The following is a 711-nucleotide window of genomic DNA, read 5'->3' as shown; positions in this document are numbered from 1 at the left end:
CGATCTGGCTGGACGCGTTACCGCCCAGTGAAGTTGCGCAGGCAGCCGCCAGTTTTATGGTGTCGCTGCTGATTGATCTGGTGATTGGCGCAGTGTTGACCATCGCGTTGCCAGCGGCGGGCGTGGCGTACTTGAGCATGCGCCTGGTCAAGTACGGCAAGCAGATTCTTGCGGCGGCAGTGGACTTCGTGAAGGGCGTGCTGGCGATCCTCACGAAGTTCATGCAGGCGGTGGACCGCTACAAAGCGGTGGCGGTTCGCGGGGTGGTCGGCGGGCTGAAGCAGGGCACGATGCAGATGCGCTGGAAGGCGCGGCAGAACGCGGTGCTGAAGCAGAAAGAGCGTGTGGATGATGTGCCTGTCGTGGCTTCGAATCCGAAGGGAGATGCGGCGGCGCCTGCGGACAAGACGGTCACTCATGGCTGCCCGGTGTCGATGGTCACCGGGGAGGAATTGCTGACCCTCACCGATGAGACACTGGACGGGATCTTGCCGTTTGAGTGGACACGCTTGTATCGCACCAGTGCGGTGGAAGTGGATTGTGGGTTGGGGTTTGGCTGGAGTCATGCGCTGGCGCATCGGCTTGTTGTGTCGGGCGAATCGGTGGTGTGGACGGACCATGAGAATCGCCGTACGCAGTTTCCGTTGCCCACCGATTCTCGACCCGCGATCACCAACAGCCTGGCGGAAGCGGCGATCTACCTGGGCTCGG

1 protein-coding gene is annotated in these 711 nt (G+C 62.2%); it reads left to right on the top strand.

Annotation, left to right across the window (positions count from 1 at the left end; genetic code table 11):
- Window positions 1-711: DUF6531 domain-containing protein (locus QZR30_RS27885; protein WP_311904783.1), on the top strand; the 711-nt coding region annotated here is incomplete at both ends.

This window comes from Pseudomonas sp. rhizo25 (genome assembly GCF_031931935.1).
In the GTDB taxonomy this organism is placed as follows: domain Bacteria; phylum Pseudomonadota; class Gammaproteobacteria; order Pseudomonadales; family Pseudomonadaceae; genus Aquipseudomonas; species Aquipseudomonas synxantha.
This window is presented reverse-complemented; position numbering and strand designations above follow the sequence as displayed.